A 13,261-nucleotide genomic window follows, 5' to 3' on the forward strand; every position below is an offset into this window, starting at 1 on the left:
AACGGTAGCGTGCCGTCCATGTCCCGACACATCGAGCATTCCGCCCGTCTCCCCCGACCGGTCGCGGCCGTGCACGCCGCACTCACCGACGAGCGGTACTGGCAGGCCCGTCTCCGGGAGATCGGCGGTCCGGGAGCGTCGGTCGACGAGACGACCGTCGGGGACGCCGCGATCGACGTGGCGATGACGCAGGCCGTGCCCGCCGAGCATCTGCCGCCGATCGTGACGAAGATCCGCCCGGGTGATCTGCGTATCACGCGCACCGAATCGTGGGGTCCGCTACAGGACGGCCGCGCGTCCGGCACGTTCACCGCGGCGGTCGACGGGGTGCCCGGGCAGCTGCGCGGCACCCTGGCGCTGACCCCGGACGGGGACGGATCGCTGCTGGTCGTGGACGGTGTGGTGGAGGTGAAACTGCCGCTGATCGGCGGAAAGATCGAGGAGGTCATCGCCGCACAGGTGATCGAACTGCTCGACGCCGAGCAGGACTTCACCGGCCGCTGGCTCGCGTCGTAGGCGCCTCGGGTTTCGCCTCCACGTTCACCATCGGCCGGTAATCTGCAGGTCATGGCTCGTCGTATCGACTACTCCGCCACGTTCACGTATCCCGCCGAGACGGTGTACGCCGCGTTCGGCGACCGCGGCTACTGGGAGGCGCGGATGGCGGAGATGCGCAAGTTCTCGGCCGACGCCGGAAATCTGGTGTCGCACGAGGTCGGCGACGACGGTATCGACCTGGTCCTGCACCATGTGCTGCCGCGGACCGAGCTGCCGGAGATCGCGCAGGCGGTCCTGAAGAACGACCTGGTCATCACCCGCACCGAGCGGTACACGCCGTTCGGGGATCCGGTGACCGGCACGTACGAGGCGACGATCCCGGCGGCCCCCGGCAGCCTCACGGGCACGATGGAACTGTTCGGCACCGACACCGGTTGCACGCTGCGGACCGTGTCCCAGGCGCAGGTGTCGATCCCGTTCGTCGGCGGGAAGATCGAGGAACTGATGCTCGCGAACCTGGTGGAGCTGTTCCGCAACGAGGCCGCGATCACCGCGGCCTGGCTCGCCGCCCGGTGAGCGGGGTGCGCGAGAGCAGACCCGTCGGCGTCGTCACCCGCGGCACCACCGGCATCAACCGGTTGCGGCGCAGCGACCGCTGGCTGATCCACGATCCGCTCGTGCGACGCACCCTGCGGGACGCGTCCGATCCGCTGATCGTCGACCTCGGGTACGGCGCGATGCCGGTGACGACGCTCGAACTGGCCTCCCGGATGCGGACCGTGCGACCGGACGTGCGTGTCGTGGGACTCGAGATCGACCCCGCCCGCGTGGTGCCCGGCCGGGACGGGGTCGTGTTCGCGCGCGGCGGTTTCGAGCTCGCGGGCCTGCGGCCCACCCTGATCCGGGCGTTCAACGTGCTGCGGCAGTACCCGGAGGACGCCGTCGACGACGCGTGGGGGCGTCTGCGGTCCGGGCTCGTGCCGGGCGGGCTGATCGTCGACGGCACGTGCGACGAGCTCGGCCGCCGCTGCGCGTGGGTGCTGTTGGACCGGGACGGCCCCCGATCCCTGACGATCGCGTGGGATCCGTTCGCCGTCGACCGTCCGAGCGATGTCGCCGAACGCCTCCCCAAGGCCCTCATCCACCGCAACGTCCCCGGGGAACGCATCCACGACCTGCTCGTCGCCGCCGACCGGGCGTGGGCCGTCGCCGCCGGGCTCGCCCCGTTCGGGCCGCGCGTCCGCTGGCGCGAATCACTGCGACTGCTGACCGATCTCGGACACCCCGTCGCCCCGCAGCGCCGACGCATCCGCGACTGTGTGCTCACGGTGCCGTGGGGGCACGTCGCGCCGGGGCGGTAGCCGGGTTCACCCGTACGCGCCGAGCGCGCGCTCGATGCGGTCGACGATCTGCTGCGGTTGCAGCTCCGCCGCCGCCCGCAGCTCGTCGGGGTCGATGCGGCCGATCGCGACACCGTCGCCGACGACCTCGTCGAACAGGTCCTGCGCGATCCCACCGGACGCGAGGTCGAGCGCCGTGCACAACGGTGTGGTGATGCGCAGCGGACCGGCCCGCTCACAGTCCTCGTCACGCAGGCGGCGCCGGTGCAACGCGAGCCGGCGTGTCGGGGCCGGCGCGGACCCGGGCGTGGTCAGGTGCACGAAGCTCGGGTGCAGGTGCCCGAGCCCGTGCAGTTCGGCCGCACTCTGATGCGACACCACCGCGTTGCCCTCGAACCACGCACACCACTTGGCGTACTCCTCGAGGTCCGTGCGCGGGAACGAGGCGAGGCGGAACAGATCCCGTTCGATCCGCAACCAGGACCCCTCGGCCAGACGGCCGCCGATGTCCTCGGTGGTGCAACCGAGCCGCAGCGCCTGCCCGGTCGTGAAATACCCCGCTTGCCGGAACGCAAGACGACGCAGATCCTCCCCCGCCTCGGGAGTCGGGTCGCGTCGCGGATCTGTCCTGCCCGCCATGCCCACACCCTACTGCCACAACGTGGTGCGGATCACAGTTTTGCGGACCACGATCTCCGTGCCGAATGCTGTTTCACAGAAACCACTCAGAGTCTTCCGGGAGAATCCCTGTCATGTCGGCACCAGTGAACGCACCTCAGACGCCCGCAGCACCGAAGCCCCCGCGACGCAAGGCGCTCGTGATCTCCCTGATCGTGGTCGCCGCGCTCGTCGTTGCCCTGGTCGGCGGTGAACTCTTCGTCCGGCAGCGCGCCACCAGCTGCATGGAGTCCCAGTTGCAGAGCCAGCTCGGCACCCCCGTGGACGTGAGCCTCAGCTGGAAGCCGATGCTGCTGCAGATGACGAGCAAGAACGTGCCCTACATGACGATCGACAGCTCCGGAGACTCGTTCGGTCCGGCCAAGGGCATGCAGGTGCACGCCCGCGCCGACGACATCGACATGACCACCACCGACGACAGCAGCGGCACGATCGGCAGCTCCACCGCCGACGTGACGTGGAAGACCGACGGCATCCTCGCGACCGTGCAGTCGGAGTCGATGGGCCTGATCACCGGCGTCACCCCCGACCCGGCGACCGGCACCCTGAAGTTCAGCGTCGGCGGACTCGCCGACCTCACCGTCCGGCCGACCGTCCAGAACGGGCAGGTCGACGTCGAGACCGTGGGCGCCGAGATCCTCGGCCTGGGCCTGCCGACGTCGCTCGTCGACGGGGTCGTGCAGATCCTCACTGCGAGCCTGCAGCAGTACCCGCTCGGGATGACCCCGACGTCGCTGACCGTCACCTCCGACGCCGTCCAGCTGCGTCTCGAGGGTGGCCGTTACGTGATGCCGCCGCAGGATCCGAACGCGCCGAACGCCGGCTGCAGCATCATCTGACCGGCAGACCGTCCAGCACCGCCCGGCTGCGGGACAGTCCCAGCCGGGTGGCGCCGGCATCGATCATGGCGAGCGCATCGGCGGCGGTGCGGATACCGCCGCTGGCCTTGACCCCGAGCCGGCCGCCGACGGTCCGCGCCATCAACTGCACCGCGTGCACGCTCGCACCGCCCGCAGGATGGAAGCCGGTGGACGTCTTCACGAAGTCCGCGCCCGCCCGCTCGGCGGCCCGGCACGCCCCCACGATCGCGTCGTCGCCCAGGGCCGCCGACTCGACGATCACCTTGAGGACCGGGCCGGCGCCGATCGCGTCCCGGACCGCGAGAATGTCGGCGTACACGGCGTCGAACTCGCCGCACGCGGCGGCACCGACGTCGATCACCATGTCGATCTCGGCGGCACCCTGATCGACGGCGAGCCGTGCCTCGGTGGCCTTCACGAGCGAATGATGTTTCCCCGACGGGAAACCGACGACCGTCGCGACCACCGGGCCGACCGAGGTGTCGGGCAGCGGCAGCATCGACGGCGACACGCACACGGCGTACACCCCCAGCTCCCGCGCCTCGTCGACGAGGGCCGCGGCGTCGGCGTCCGACGCGGCCGGATCCAGCAGGGTGTGATCGATCATCGCGGCGACCCGGATGCGGTCCGGTGTGCGGCCGGAACTGTGGTCCGTCATGTCCCGCAGGATGGCACAGCCCACCGTGTCCCGCCGACCTGCCACACTATGGCCCATGAGTTCTGCTGCCTCGACCGACGACCGTCGTTACGTTCTGTCCCTGGGCTGCCCCGACCGCACCGGCATCGTGGCCCGTATCTCCGCATTCCTCGCCGAGGTCGGCGGCTGGATCGTCGAGGCCGCCTACCATGCCGACGCCGACACCGGCTGGTTCTTCACCCGGCAGGCGGTGCGGGCGTCGTCGGTGAACCTGAGCCTCGAGGAGATGCGGGAGAAGTTCGCGGCCGTCGCCGCCGATCTGGGCCCCGACACCGAGTGGACGCTCACCGACACCGGGGAACGCAAGCGGGTCGTGCTGCTCGTCAGCAAGGAAGGCCACTGCCTGCACGATCTCCTCGGCCGGGTCTCGGCCGGCGAGCTGCAGTGCGAGGTGGCCGCGGTCATCGGCAACCACCGAGACCTCGAGCCGGTCGCCCGGCGGCACGGTGTCGACTTCCACTACGTGTCCTTCCCGAAGGACCCTGCCGAACGGGGTCCGGCGTTCGAGCAGGTCCGCAAGCTCGTCGACGTCCACGACCCGGACGCGGTGGTCCTGGCCCGGTTCATGCAGGTGCTGCCCGCCGAGTTGTGCGAGCACTGGGCCGGCCGCGCCATCAACATCCACCACAGCTTCCTGCCGTCGTTCATCGGCGCCCGCCCCTACCATCAGGCGTTCACGCGCGGCGTGAAGCTGATCGGCGCGACCTGCCACTACGTGACCGCGGAACTCGACGCCGGCCCGATCATCGAGCAGGACGTGATCCGCGTCGACCACACCGATCAGGTCGCCGACATGGTCCGGCAGGGCCGCGACATCGAGAAGCTGGTGCTGGCACGCGGCCTGCGGTGGCACCTGGAAGACCGTGTCCAGGTGCACGGCCGCAAGACCGTCGTGTTCAGCTGACCGTCAGCCGAGGGCGCGCAGCCGCTCGATCTCGGTGTTGAACTCGTCGACCGCCTCGACGGACGTCATGTGGCCGATGCCCGGCAGGACGATCAGCCGGTCGAGGTGCTCGGTGTCGTCGAGGAGTTGCGCGAGCCGTCGGGCATGGGACGGCGGGGTGAGCCGGTCCGCGGCGCCGACGAGGACCGTGGTGGGCACGGTGAGATTCTTCAGCCCGTCGGTGATGTCGAGGGTGCTCAGTGCCGCACCCCACCCGCCGCGGGTCTGCCGCGGGCACGCGTTCACGATCTGCTCGCAGAAGGCGATCTCGTCGCGTGCCGAGCCGGGCGCCAGGGCGATGTACTGGATGGCACGGGTGGCCATCGGGGATGCCGGCATCGGCAGTGTCGAACCGAGGATCGCCCGGCCGACCGGCATCGGGACCCGCGGAAAGCGTTGCGGCAGTGGGATGATCGTCGTCTCGGCGACAAGTTTGTCGGTGCCGGTGCTGGCCAGCAGGATCGAGCTCGCATACTGCTCCACCTGCTCGGGGTAGCGTCGGGCCCACGCGACGATGCTCATGCCACCCATGCTGTGCCCGACGATCTCCGCCTTGTGCCCGTCGCGCACGGTCGCGGCGAGGACCGCAGCCAGATCATCGGCCAGCACGTCGGGGCTGAGCGGCGCGGTACCGATGCCGCTGCGGCCGTGCCCGCGCTGATCGTAGGTGACGACACGGTATTTGCCGGCGAGCGCGTTGACCTGCGGATTCCAGAACTCGGTGGAACACACCCAGCCGTGACTGAACACGATCGGCTCGGCGTCGGGGTCACCGAACACCCGCACGTGCAACTCGGTGCCGTCGGCGGAGACGACCGACAGGACCTCCGGCTCGAAGCGCGGGGTGGAGAACACGTCGGAGCGGTCCGGCGCCGCCGCCTCGGCGGATCCGGCCGATCTGCGGCGCGCCGCGACGGCGGCCGCCCCGGCGACTCCGGCGAGACCGATCACCGTCCACCATCCCTTGCGGGATCCGAAAACACCCACTCCCATTCCCCTGTTCTATCCGGTGCGTGCCGAGTCCGTCTCGGCCGCAACATGTTCGAGTCGACTCACGGTCTGCTCGGAGTCTGGTCCGGGAAGTTGCCGTCCACCCCGAGAATGTCCCGCACGCTGACGCCGGCCCCGCGGGCGAGGTCGGCGGTTCCGGCGCGGCCGACGGACCGGCGGCAGTCCATCGCGGTGAGCGTGACCACTAGACGACGTGCGCCCGGCGCATGAGGAACTTCGACGGCCCGCCGATCAGTCCGCACTCGTCGAGGAATTCGACCGTGCCACGGCATCCTTCGCGAATCGTCTCGTGGTAGTGCCGATTGCCGCGGGCAGCCTTCCTGGCCTCGTCGACGTCGAGTCCGGCGGCCGCGTAGACCTGGTCGTTCACGAGACACGTGACGACGAAGTAGGTGCTGACACCGAGCACGAGTCGCTGGTACGCGCGCTTGACGCGGGACAGGTGCGCGGCGCGGCGCACCGTCTCCTCGCGCGCGAACTTGATGTGCCGCGCCTCCTCGAGGACGTGGATCCGGCTGACGGTGCGGGTGATGGGCTGAACCCGCTCGTCGCGCATGAAGTCGCGCTGCATGACGTCGAGAAGTTCCTCCACGAACAGGGTGCCGCCGTACGCGAGGGCCCCGGACGCGGTCGCCTTGAAGAGGCGGGAGGAGTTCATGATCCACTTCTTCGGCCGGTACGACGGGACCCCGAACCGCTGCGCGGATCGCGCGAACATCGTGGAGTGCCGGCACTCGTCGGCGATTTCGGTGAGCGCGAACTGGACGTGCGGGGTGGCGGGGTCGTGCGAGTAGATGTCACGGATGAGCATCTGCATGAGGATCATCTCGAACCAGATGCCGGCACCTGAGATGCTCGCGGCCTCGTGCAGGGTGAGAGTGATCCGCTGTTCCTCGGTCATCGACTCCCACAGTTCGGTGCCGTACAGGCTGCACCATTCGGGGGTCATGCCGTAGAGGTCGTCGGGGATGGGTGCCGTCCAGTCGACCTCGACGAGCGGGTCGTACGACTTGCGGGCGGAGGAGGCGAGCAGACGCGACGCGGTGTCCTGCCGGTCCCCGGTCCGCATGCGGCGGGACGGGGGACGCGGGGGCCGTGGATCCACTGCGGAGCCGCGACGGAAGCGCGGACGGGTGATCGACATGGTCACCTCCTGCTGATCGGCCGCTCGCGCACGGACGCGCTCACGGGATCATCTGCCGCAGAAGTGGCAGATCAGGCCCGGTTTCGGACCTGATTCCACCGTACCGCCACAATGACTGTTGTCAAGGTTTACATGTAACTTCCGGTCACCGAATACTTCGGTCCGGTCACCAGCGCGGACCGCGCTGGATGTCGTCGACCCGCGGGCGCACGTCGACGAGGTAGACGCACACCGCGACCACCGCGATGAGGCCCAGCATGTGCACCGCACCGAACAGGAAGATCACCAGCAGGGACGCGGCGAGGATGCCGATCCAGATCGGCTTGGTGAGCTTGTCCACGGCGGTGAAGGCATCCTTGCGCTGACGAGCGGCATGGAAGATCGCGAATGCCGCCCCGGCGAGTGCCAGCAGCTGCAGCGCGAACAGGATCAGCCCGGTGATGCCGTGAATATTGACCACAGGACCATCCTACGAAGCCGGGCGAGCCCCCGCGCAACCTCGTACGCGGGAGCTCGCCGGCAATCGGGCATCGATCAGTTGGTGGCCTTCTTGGCCGGCGCCTTCTTCGCCGGGGTAGCGGTCTTGGCCGCCGCCGTCGCGGGCTTCGCCGCCGGAGCGGCCTTCTTGGCAGCCGGAGCCGGGGCGACCTTCTTCGCAGCCGGGGCCGGGGCCGCCTTCTTCACGACCGGCTTCGGCTCCGCGGCCTCAGCCTTCGGGGCAGCCTTGGGCCCGGCAGCCTCGACGCGCTCGGCAGCGGCGTCGACCCGGCTCTCGGCGCGCTCACCGGCGGCCTCGACGCGGCTGGCGACCGAATCGCCGGTCTGCGACAGGCGCTCGGCGACGCTGTCGCTCGCCTCGGACAGGACGACGGCGGCCTCGTCGGCGACGTCGCTGATACGTCCGGCGGCACGGCCGGCGAGCTTGGCAGCCTGCTCACCGACGGCGCGGGTCTGGCGGGCCACGGTGCCGAGGGCCTCCTCGGTCAGCTCGACGGCGTCCCCGAACGCAGCCTCGGCGCGGCCGATCTGCTCCTCGACGGCGGGCTGCTTGCGGATCCGCTCGACGGCCTCCTCGCCACGCTCGGCGAGCGCGACGTACAGGTCGGACGCCACCTTGAGGTAGGCCTCGGCAACCTTGCGCAGCTCCTCCGCGGTGAACCGCTCGCGCAGCTCGGCGAGCTCCTCGGGCAGTTCGGCGGGCAGTGCGGCGAGACGCTCGCGCAGCTGCTCGACACCCTCGGTGACCTCGGTGGGCAGATTGGCCCAGCGCTCGCGGGCCTCGTCGAGACGGCCGGCCACGTCGGTGTTCGCGGCCTCCTCGGTGCGGGCCCGCACCTGGGACACGACGTCGGCGACGGCCTGGACGACCAGGTCACCGGTGCCGACGGCGGCGTAGAACGGCGTCTTCACGCTCTCGATGAACTTCGGATCAGTCATGCTCGGATCTCCTGTCGAGTGGTTCTGTGATCTCGCGGATCTCGTGGATCTCGCGGATCTCGTGTGCGTCGTCCGCGGCGGCCGTACCCCCCGGGGTCGTCACGGCCGTCCCGGACCGGTCCGGGTCGTTCTCCCGACAGAACGACTCGTAGATCTCGATCAGCACCTGCTTCTGCCGTTCGGTGAGGACACCGTCGGCCAGCAGTGCGTCCCGGACCGGGCTGTGGGGGCGCTTTTCGAGAATCCCGGCCTGCATGTACAGAACCTCGGACGAGACCCGCAGCCCCTTCGCGATCTGCGCGAGGACGTCGGCGGACGGCTTGCGCAGTCCGCGTTCGATCTGACTGAGGTAGGGGTTGCTGATCCCGGCGAGCTGGGAGAGCTGACGCAGTGACACCTGCGCGGCCTCCCGCTGGGACCGGATGAAGCTGCCGATGTCCTGAGCAGCTTCCGCGACCACCCGGGCCGTGACGCTCATGTCGGTCGCACCGTTCCCGGCCCCCTGTTCGACACTGCGGGGTTCCGCCTCGTTGGGTTCGTCGACCATCAGCACTCCCTGTTCCGTACGCAGAATCCACGGTAGGAGCGGGTGCTAACAATTGCAAGCACTTTGTTAGCACGTGATGGGTGTCACAGTGCGCGGGCCGGGATCAGGCGAACAGCAACTGCGAGATCGTGTAGATCGCCAGCCCGGCGAGGGCGCCGACGACGGTGCCGTTGATCCGGATGAACTGCAGATCGCGTCCCACCTGGAGTTCGATCTTGCGACTGGCCTCCTCGGCGTCCCAGCGCTGCACGGTCTCGGTGATGATCGCGGTGATCTCGCCGGTGTAGTTCTCGGCGACGTACCGGGTGCCGGACACGAGCCAGCCGTCGACCTTGCCACGCAGGTCGGCGTCGTCGCGCAGGCGGATGCCGAGGTTCGCGACGTTCTCGGCGATCTTGCGGCGCAGCGTGCTGTTCGGGTCGTCGACCGATTCGGTGATGAGGCGTTTGGCGACCCGCCACGTCGCGGATGCGAGCCCGGTGATCTCCTCGCGGCCCATGATCTCGGCCTTGATCGACTCGGCCTTCGCGATGGTGGCGGGATCGTTCTGCAGGTCGTCGGCGAAGTCGATCAGGAAGCGGTTGGCGGCCAGCCGGACCTCGTGCTCCGGGTCGGAGCGCACCTTCCACGTGAACTCGACGAGCTCGCGGTAGATCTTCTCCCCGAGCAGGGCGTCGACGAACTTCGGCGACCAGGACGGCGCGTCCCGGGTGATGATGCGGTCGATCGTGTCGCGGCTGCCGAGCGCCCACTGGTGGGCTCGTTCGGCGAGCAGGTCCAGCAGCGGCAGCTGCCGGTTCTCGCGCAGCAGTTCGGCGAGCACCTTGCCGATGGGCGGGCCCCAGTCCGGTTCGGCGATGCGCCGCACGATGGTGTTGTCGATGATCGCGGTGATGTCGTCGTCGGACAGCACCTCGACGACGCCGCGCAGCAGGGTCGAGGTCTCGGCGGCGACCCGCTGCGCGTGGACGGGTTCGGCCATCCAGGTACCCACCCGCAACGGGATCTGCGCACCGCTCACCTTCGCGGACACCACGTCGGGGGCGAGGAAGTTGTCGCCGACGAACGTGCTCAGCGACTCCCCCAGCTGGTCCTTCTTGCGTTTGATGATCGCGGTGTGCGGGATCTTCAGGCCCAGCGGATGCCGGAACAGTGCGGTGACGGCGAACCAGTCGGCGAGCGCGCCGACCATGCCCGCCTCGGACGCCGCCCGCACGTAACCGACCCACTCGCCGGCGCCGCGCGTCTCCTGCCAGCGACAGAAGAAGTAGACGACGGTCGCGAACACGAGGAACCCGGTCGCGACGGCCTTCATCCGGCGCAGGTCACGGCGCTTGGCGGGGTCGTCGAAGGAGGACTGGTCGAACTGCACACCGACATTGTGCCGAAGGCACGGATCGACACGGGGCCGAAGTCCGGCCGCGCCGGGGCCGAAGTCCGGCCGCGCCGGGGCCGAAGCCGACGCACATCCGGTTGCACTCGCCGAGACACGCTCCCCCGGAGCGGGCCCTGCGCACTAGGCTGATCCTCTGGATCAACCCCGAACGGATGTGGCGAACCCCAGTGCCGAAGCAAAGCGCAGATCTGCAGCAGACAACCGAAGAGACGACCACGGGCAGTGGCAAACCCGACGGCCGCAAGCGACGCTGGCGCGAGCACAAGATCGCTCGCCGCGAGGAGCTCGTGGACGGCACGATCGCCGCGATCCGGGCGCGCGGGCGGGACGCCGGGATGGACGACATCGCAGCGGAGATCGGGGTCTCGAAAACGGTGCTGTACCGGTACTTCACCGACAAGAACGATCTGACGAGCGCGACGATGATGCGGTACGTGGAGACGGTGCTGGCGCCGCGCATGTACGAGGCGATCAGCGAGGATCTCGACGAGTACGAGCTGTGCCGGGTCGCGATCTCCGCGTACGTGGAGACGGTTGCCGCGGACCCCGAGGTGTACCTGTACGTGATGGCGAACAGTGCGGGCCCCAATCGGGACGTGGTCGCCGATTCGGAGCGGATGATCGCCGAACTGTTGGCGACGCTGCTCGGCGAGCGACTGCGCGGCATGGACATGGATTCGGGTGGGTCGGTGCCGTGGGCGTACGGCGTGGTCGGAGCGGTGCAGTTGGCGACGCACTGGTGGATCTCGAACCAGTCGATGTCGACGGACGATCTCATCGACTATCTGGTGATGATGACGTGGGGCGGGATCGCCGGGATCGCGGCGGTCAACGGGTCGCCGACGCGGTTCAAGTCGCTACCGCATCCGTTGCGTGAATCGGACGACTGACCACCCTTGTGTAACCGTCGGTCACAGGTATTCTTGCGGTGTGACCGACTTCACCGAGGATGAACACGACGAGCCGGACGGCTACCGCGGCCCCGCCCACGTCACGGTCGGCGCGCACGCGCCGGTGATCGTGGACGTCGAACTGTCCGGCAATTTCGAGCCGATCAGTGGCCGGTTCGTGTGGCGTGGCCGGGTGCGGGAGCTGACGCGTGCGCTGGGCCTCGACGATGCGACCGTCGGGACCGAACTGACGATCACGACGCCGGACGGTTCCGGTGTCGCCCGGGTCAGCGGCCTGGACCTGTGGGGCAGTCACATGGTCGACGGGGTCACCCGGCCGCCGTTCCCGGTCATGGAGGACACCGAGGGCCTGCTCTAGTGTGACGTGCGGCACCGCGCCGCAGTTTCCATCAGCCCCGCCTCGGAGGTTTCCTTGACCGACAGGGTCCCCACGTCCCGCCTCGTGCGGGGATCGAAACTCGGCCAGGTCGCCGCCGGCCGTGCCCTGCGCGGCGTGGGCACGCGCGTGTCGATGCTCGGTCGGTCCGAGGAGGTCCGTGCCCGCCTGGCCGAGAAGTCCGCGATCGCGGCCGCCGACCAGCTCGTCACCGTCCTCGGCGGGATGAAGGGCGTGGCGATGAAGCTCGGCCAGATGCTGTCGATCCTGGATCTGGATCTGGTGCCGGAGGAGCATCGCGAGGAGTTCCAGCGCAAGCTCGCGGCCCTGCGCGACCAGGCGCCGACGACGTCGTTCCGGACGATGCGCGGCGTGATCGAGGCCGACCACGGGCGTCCACTCGACGAGGTGTTCGCCGAGTTCGACACCGAGGCGGTCGCGGCGGCGTCGATCGGCCAGGTGTACCGGGCCCGGTTGCACGACGGGCGCGACGTCGCCGTCAAGGTGCAGTATCCCGGGATCGATGCCGCGATCCGCGCGGACATGAAAAATCTGACGATGTTCCTGAAGATCTGGAAGTCGACGATCCCCACCCTGTCGACGCCGGGTCTGCTGAACGAGTTGCAACTGAACTTCGAGGGCGAACTCGACTACGAGCGCGAGGCCCGCACCCAACGCGAGATCGCCCGGCTGTACGCGGGTCATCCGTTCGTCGCGATCCCCGACAGTGTTCCCGAGCTGAGCACCCGCCGGGTGCTGGTGAGCGAGTTCTTCGACGGGGCCGGATTCGCCGCGATCCGCGAATTGCCGCAGGCCGAGCGGAATCGGGTCGGGGAGATCGTCTTCCGTTTCTATATCGGGTCGCTGTACCGGTACCACGAGTTCTGCGGTGACCCGCATCCCGGCAACGTGCTGCTCGGCTCCGACGGCCGGGTCGGTTTCGTCGACTTCGGCCTGTTCAATCGGATGGATGCGCGGCACGTCGAGTTCGAGAAGCAGTGCATGCGGGCGGCGACGGAGGGCCGCGCCGACGACCTGTTCGCGCTGATGGTGCAACGTGGTGTCATCGAGGCGGATTCGGACGTCACGCCCGACGAGTGCATGGAGTACGTGTACGCGGCCGCCGAATGGAACCTGGTGGACGACGACATCGCGATCACCCCGGAGATGGCGAGCACCGGCTTCCTGCTCGCGATCGATCCGCGGGCATCGGATTTCTCGGGAATGAAGAGCCAGAATCTGCCGCCCGAGCATCTGTTCTCCCGCCGCGCCGACTTCCTCACCTTCGGGGTGCTGGGGCAGCTCGACGCGTCCGCCAACTGGCACCGGATCGGTCGGGAGTGGATCTACGGCGACGCCCCGGAAACGGAACTCGGTGTGGCGGAAGCACAGTGGAGGGCTGCTCGGCCCTAGAGTTTCGGTC

At 69.1% G+C, this 13,261-nt stretch carries 17 protein-coding genes; 8 read left to right on the plus strand and 9 right to left on the minus strand.

Features of this window, described 5'->3' with window-relative positions; genetic code table 11:
• Nucleotides 1-18: 18 nt before the first annotated feature.
• Genes Q5696_RS17610 through Q5696_RS17620 form a run of 3 tightly spaced genes read left to right on the plus strand, consistent with a single transcriptional unit; the run spans nucleotide 19 to nucleotide 1,859 of the window.
• On the plus strand, nucleotides 19-516 hold the full coding sequence (locus Q5696_RS17610; protein WP_305092547.1) for a DUF2505 domain-containing protein: 498 nt from the start codon (nucleotides 19-21) through the stop codon (nucleotides 514-516).
• A gap of 51 nt (nucleotides 517-567) precedes the next feature.
• Nucleotides 568-1,074: a DUF2505 domain-containing protein gene (locus Q5696_RS17615; protein ID WP_305092548.1), complete on the plus strand. Its 507-nt coding sequence runs from the start codon at nucleotides 568-570 to the stop codon at nucleotides 1,072-1,074.
• Nucleotides 1,075-1,079: 5 nt separating this feature from the next.
• Entirely contained in the window at nucleotides 1,080-1,859 is a 780-nt protein-coding gene (locus Q5696_RS17620; protein WP_305092549.1) for a class I SAM-dependent methyltransferase, read from the plus strand.
• A gap of 6 nt (nucleotides 1,860-1,865) precedes the next feature.
• On the opposite strand, the gene Q5696_RS17625 is transcribed toward Q5696_RS17620, so the two are convergent.
• A complete protein-coding gene (locus Q5696_RS17625) occupies nucleotides 1,866-2,477 on the minus strand; it encodes a type IV toxin-antitoxin system AbiEi family antitoxin domain-containing protein (RefSeq protein ID WP_305092550.1) in 612 nt (203 codons plus the stop codon).
• A gap of 113 nt (nucleotides 2,478-2,590) precedes the next feature.
• Between Q5696_RS17625 and Q5696_RS17630 the strand changes: the two genes are divergently transcribed.
• Nucleotides 2,591-3,355, plus strand: a complete 765-nt coding sequence (locus Q5696_RS17630) for an LmeA family phospholipid-binding protein (protein ID WP_305092551.1) — start codon at nucleotides 2,591-2,593, stop codon at nucleotides 3,353-3,355.
• Here Q5696_RS17630 and deoC read toward each other — a convergent pair.
• Nucleotides 3,348-4,034 carry a deoxyribose-phosphate aldolase gene (deoC, locus tag Q5696_RS17635; RefSeq protein WP_305092552.1) on the minus strand — a complete coding sequence of 229 codons (687 nt, stop codon included), beginning with the start codon at nucleotides 4,032-4,034 and terminating at the stop codon, nucleotides 3,348-3,350. The two genes, Q5696_RS17630 and deoC, sit on opposite strands and share 8 nt — an antisense overlap.
• A gap of 55 nt (nucleotides 4,035-4,089) precedes the next feature.
• Here deoC and purU point away from each other — a divergent pair, with 55 nt between their 5' ends.
• Nucleotides 4,090-4,977, plus strand: a complete 888-nt coding sequence (gene purU, locus Q5696_RS17640; RefSeq protein WP_305092553.1) for a formyltetrahydrofolate deformylase — start codon at nucleotides 4,090-4,092, stop codon at nucleotides 4,975-4,977.
• Between the two features lie 3 nt (nucleotides 4,978-4,980).
• Here purU and Q5696_RS17645 read toward each other — a convergent pair whose 3' ends face one another.
• The 7 genes from Q5696_RS17645 to Q5696_RS17675 form a co-directional block, all read right to left on the minus strand.
• Nucleotides 4,981-6,009: an alpha/beta fold hydrolase gene (locus Q5696_RS17645; RefSeq protein WP_305092554.1), complete on the minus strand. Its 1,029-nt coding sequence runs from the start codon at nucleotides 6,007-6,009 to the stop codon at nucleotides 4,981-4,983.
• Nucleotides 6,010-6,068: 59 nt separating this feature from the next.
• Entirely contained in the window at nucleotides 6,069-6,212 is a 144-nt protein-coding gene (locus Q5696_RS17650) for a hypothetical protein (RefSeq protein WP_305092555.1), read from the minus strand.
• Nucleotides 6,212-7,096 carry an AurF N-oxygenase family protein gene (locus Q5696_RS17655; RefSeq protein WP_305095359.1) on the minus strand — a complete coding sequence of 295 codons (885 nt, stop codon included), beginning with the start codon at nucleotides 7,094-7,096 and terminating at the stop codon, nucleotides 6,212-6,214. Before Q5696_RS17655 ends, Q5696_RS17650 begins: the two co-directional genes overlap by 1 nt.
• A 241-nt stretch (nucleotides 7,097-7,337) precedes the next feature.
• Nucleotides 7,338-7,631, minus strand: coding sequence for a DUF2516 family protein (locus Q5696_RS17660; RefSeq protein ID WP_137725196.1), 294 nt, complete (start codon nucleotides 7,629-7,631; stop codon nucleotides 7,338-7,340).
• 74 nt (nucleotides 7,632-7,705) lie between these two features.
• Nucleotides 7,706-8,608 carry a heparin-binding hemagglutinin gene (locus tag Q5696_RS17665; protein WP_305092556.1) on the minus strand — a complete coding sequence of 301 codons (903 nt, stop codon included), beginning with the start codon at nucleotides 8,606-8,608 and terminating at the stop codon, nucleotides 7,706-7,708.
• Nucleotides 8,601-9,086: a helix-turn-helix domain-containing protein gene (locus tag Q5696_RS17670; RefSeq protein ID WP_305095360.1), complete on the minus strand. Its 486-nt coding sequence runs from the start codon at nucleotides 9,084-9,086 to the stop codon at nucleotides 8,601-8,603. The genes Q5696_RS17665 and Q5696_RS17670 overlap by 8 nt, the downstream gene beginning before the upstream one ends.
• A 172-nt stretch (nucleotides 9,087-9,258) precedes the next feature.
• Nucleotides 9,259-10,470: a DUF445 domain-containing protein gene (locus Q5696_RS17675; RefSeq protein ID WP_305095361.1), complete on the minus strand. Its 1,212-nt coding sequence runs from the start codon at nucleotides 10,468-10,470 to the stop codon at nucleotides 9,259-9,261.
• A 233-nt stretch (nucleotides 10,471-10,703) separates the two neighbouring features.
• On the opposite strand from Q5696_RS17675, the gene Q5696_RS17680 reads away from it, so the two are divergent.
• The 3 genes from Q5696_RS17680 to Q5696_RS17690 are packed head-to-tail and all read left to right on the plus strand — an operon-like array spanning nucleotide 10,704 to nucleotide 13,251.
• On the plus strand, nucleotides 10,704-11,441 hold the full coding sequence (locus Q5696_RS17680; protein WP_305092557.1) for a TetR/AcrR family transcriptional regulator: 738 nt from the start codon (nucleotides 10,704-10,706) through the stop codon (nucleotides 11,439-11,441).
• Nucleotides 11,442-11,481: 40 nt separating this feature from the next.
• Nucleotides 11,482-11,820 carry a DUF4873 domain-containing protein gene (locus Q5696_RS17685; protein ID WP_305092558.1) on the plus strand — a complete coding sequence of 113 codons (339 nt, stop codon included), beginning with the start codon at nucleotides 11,482-11,484 and terminating at the stop codon, nucleotides 11,818-11,820.
• A gap of 54 nt (nucleotides 11,821-11,874) precedes the next feature.
• On the plus strand, nucleotides 11,875-13,251 hold the full coding sequence (locus Q5696_RS17690; RefSeq protein ID WP_305092559.1) for an ABC1 kinase family protein: 1,377 nt from the start codon (nucleotides 11,875-11,877) through the stop codon (nucleotides 13,249-13,251).
• Nucleotides 13,252-13,261: the final 10 nt, after the last annotated feature.

The sequence above is a fragment of the Prescottella sp. R16 genome (assembly GCF_030656875.1).
Lineage (GTDB): Bacteria > Actinomycetota > Actinomycetes > Mycobacteriales > Mycobacteriaceae > Prescottella.

Coding starts and splice junctions, on each gene's coding strand:
- Q5696_RS17615 (WP_305092548.1), top strand. CDS start 568: ATGGCTCGTCGTATCGACTACTCCGCCACGTTCACGTATCCCGCCGAG.
- Q5696_RS17665 (WP_305092556.1), bottom strand. CDS start 8,608: ATGACTGATCCGAAGTTCATCGAGAGCGTGAAGACGCCGTTCTACGCC.
- Q5696_RS17630 (WP_305092551.1), top strand. CDS start 2,591: ATGTCGGCACCAGTGAACGCACCTCAGACGCCCGCAGCACCGAAGCCC.
- Q5696_RS17680 (WP_305092557.1), top strand. CDS start 10,704: ATGTGGCGAACCCCAGTGCCGAAGCAAAGCGCAGATCTGCAGCAGACA.
- Q5696_RS17625 (WP_305092550.1), bottom strand. CDS start 2,477: ATGGCGGGCAGGACAGATCCGCGACGCGACCCGACTCCCGAGGCGGGG.
- deoC (WP_305092552.1), bottom strand. CDS start 4,034: ATGACGGACCACAGTTCCGGCCGCACACCGGACCGCATCCGGGTCGCC.
- Q5696_RS17610 (WP_305092547.1), top strand. CDS start 19: ATGTCCCGACACATCGAGCATTCCGCCCGTCTCCCCCGACCGGTCGCG.
- Q5696_RS17675 (WP_305095361.1), bottom strand. CDS start 10,470: ATGAAGGCCGTCGCGACCGGGTTCCTCGTGTTCGCGACCGTCGTCTAC.
- purU (WP_305092553.1), top strand. CDS start 4,090: ATGAGTTCTGCTGCCTCGACCGACGACCGTCGTTACGTTCTGTCCCTG.
- Q5696_RS17645 (WP_305092554.1), bottom strand. CDS start 6,009: ATGGGAGTGGGTGTTTTCGGATCCCGCAAGGGATGGTGGACGGTGATC.
- Q5696_RS17670 (WP_305095360.1), bottom strand. CDS start 9,086: ATGAGCGTCACGGCCCGGGTGGTCGCGGAAGCTGCTCAGGACATCGGC.
- Q5696_RS17655 (WP_305095359.1), bottom strand. CDS start 7,096: ATGCGGACCGGGGACCGGCAGGACACCGCGTCGCGTCTGCTCGCCTCC.